Source organism: Marinitoga sp. 1135 (assembly GCF_013363245.1).
Lineage (GTDB): Bacteria > Thermotogota > Thermotogae > Petrotogales > Petrotogaceae > Marinitoga > Marinitoga piezophila.
The window spans coordinates 1-2,389 of the sequence record NZ_LBEZ01000029.1 but is presented as its reverse complement, the minus strand read 5'-3'; the positions used below and the strand labels follow the sequence as shown (position 1 = coordinate 2,389).

Sequence of the window (2,389 nt, the reverse complement as noted above, 5' to 3'; positions counted from 1 at the left end):
AATCCCCTCACTCAACTCAACACTATACTTCCAACCTAATTCATGAAGTTTTGAAACATCTAGCAACTTTCTTGGTGTTCCATCTGGTTTTGTTGTGTCATGGATTATTTTTCCAGTATATCCTACTGTTTCTTTTATTAACTCTGCTAATTCTTTTATTGATATATCTTTTCCTGTTCCTATGTTTACGAAATAATCTGGTGATATTTTTTTCATTTCTTCTGCTTCTATCTTTTCCATTAAATATACACATGCGTCTGCCATGTCTTCTACATATAAAAACTCTCTATATACTTCTCCTGTTCCCCATAAGGTTATACTTTCTTTTGTTATTCCCAATTGTTTTAATGTTTTTATTATTGATTCTTTATTATCTAAATCTATTGTTTTATCTAATCCAAATCCTAATGGATATTTTTCTATGTTTTCTTTTATTTTTTCATAGTTTTCTTCTTCTAATTGTTTCCCTAAATAGAATTTTCTTATTAATGCTGGTAATACGTGTGATGTTTCTAGGTTGAAGTTGTCATTTGGTCCATATAGGTTTGTTGGCATTACGCTCATGAAGTTTGTTCCATATTGCTCGTTGAAGTATCTTACCATTTTTATTGCGGATATTTTTGCTATTGCATATGGCTCGTTTGTTGGTTCTAGTTCTCCTGTTAATAGATATTCTTCTTTCATTGGTTGTTTTGCATATTTTGGATATATGCATGATGAGCCAAGGTTTAGTAGTTTTTTTACTCCATATTTATATGATGCTTCTATTACGTTTGCCGCTATCATTATGTTTTGATATATAAATTCTGCTTTGTATGTGTCATTTGCAAGTATTCCTCCTACTTTTGCTGCTGCTAGGAATACGTATTCTGGTTTTTCTTTTTCAAAGAATTCTCTTGTTGCTTTTTGGTCTGTTAAATCTAATTCTTTATGTGTTCTTGTTATTATGTTTGTATATCCTTTTTCTTTTAGTTTTTTCATTATTGCCGATCCTACTAATCCCCTATGACCAGCTACGTATATTTTTGCATTTTTTTCCAATTCGTTCATCCCCTTAAATTCTTTTAGTTTTTATTGATTATTATTTATTGTTTTTTTATTTCGTTATTACTCTTTTATCCATTCATTCCTATGTTTTTCTTTTATCGCTAATCCTAAGTCATATTCTGTCATTATTTTTACTAGTTCTTCAAAGCTTGTTTCGGGTTTCCAGCCTAATTGTTTTTTTGCTTTTGTTGGATCACCGAGCAATATATCTACCTCTGTTGGTCTGAAGTATTTTGGATCTACTGCTATTATTTCTTGACCTTCTTTTAAATGTTCTGTATTTATTTCAAATTCTTTTAAATCTGGATGTTTTTCTTTTAGTTTTTCTATTATTTCTTTTGTTTTGTTTCTATCTATTTTTTTGATTATTCCCTTTTCGTTTATTCCTTCGCCTTGCCATTTTATTTCTATTCCAAGAGTTTCAAATGTTTTTTCACAGAATTCTCTTACTTCATGTGTTTCCCCTGTGGCTAATACATAATCATCAGGTTTTTCCTGTTGTAGTATCATCCACATTCCTTTTACATAATCTTTTGCATATCCCCAGTCTCTTTTGGCGCTTAAATTACCAAGGTATAGTTTTTTCTGATTTCCTACTAATATCCTTGTTGCTGCTCTTGTTATTTTTCTTGTTACAAATGTTTCTCCTCTTCTTTCTGATTCATGATTAAACAGTATTCCATTGCATGCAAACATGTTATATGCTTCTCTGTAATTTACTGTTATCCAATATGCATATAATTTCGCTGCTGCATATGGGCTTCTTGGATAAAATGGTGTTTTTTCGTTTTGAGGTATTTCCTGTACTTTTCCGTATAATTCAGATGTACTTGCTTGATAGAACTTTACTTTTTTTTCTAATCCAAGCAAATGTATTGCTTCTAATATTCTTAATGTTCCTAATGCATCTGAATTTGCTGTGTATTCTGGTAATTCAAAACTTACTTTTACATGACTTTGTGCTGCTAGGTTATATATTTCATCTGGTTGTATTTGCTGTATTAATCGTATTATATTTGTTGAGTCTGTTAAGTCATTATAATGAAGAAATAATTTTGTATTTTTTTCATGTGGATCTTTATATAAATGGTCTATTCTTTTTGTGTTGAAACTACTTGATCTTCTGATGAATCCATGCACTTCATATCCTTTTTCTAATAGATATTCCGCTAGATAACTTCCATCTTGTCCTGTTATTCCGGTTATTATTGGTTTTGCTGAGATCGGAAGAGCGTCGTGGAGGGGAAGAGGGGAGAACTCGGGGGGGGCCGGATCATTAAAAAAAAAAAAAAATGTGAAAAACTCGATGTTCGCAGTGACATAAAAAACACAAGAATTAGTG

At 31.0% G+C, this 2,389-nt stretch carries 2 protein-coding genes; both read right to left on the bottom strand.

The annotated features are described in order from the left end of the window. Positions 1-1,041 (bottom strand): GDP-L-fucose synthase (locus tag XO10_RS10480; RefSeq protein ID WP_175421491.1); only part of this gene is annotated, 1,041 nt, incomplete at its 3' end. Positions 1,042-1,107: 66 nt separating this feature from the next. Next, positions 1,108-2,271 carry a GDP-mannose 4,6-dehydratase gene (gene gmd, locus XO10_RS10475; RefSeq protein WP_175421492.1) on the bottom strand — a complete coding sequence of 388 codons (1,164 nt, stop codon included), beginning with the start codon at positions 2,269-2,271 and terminating at the stop codon, positions 1,108-1,110. Positions 2,272-2,389: the final 118 nt, after the last annotated feature.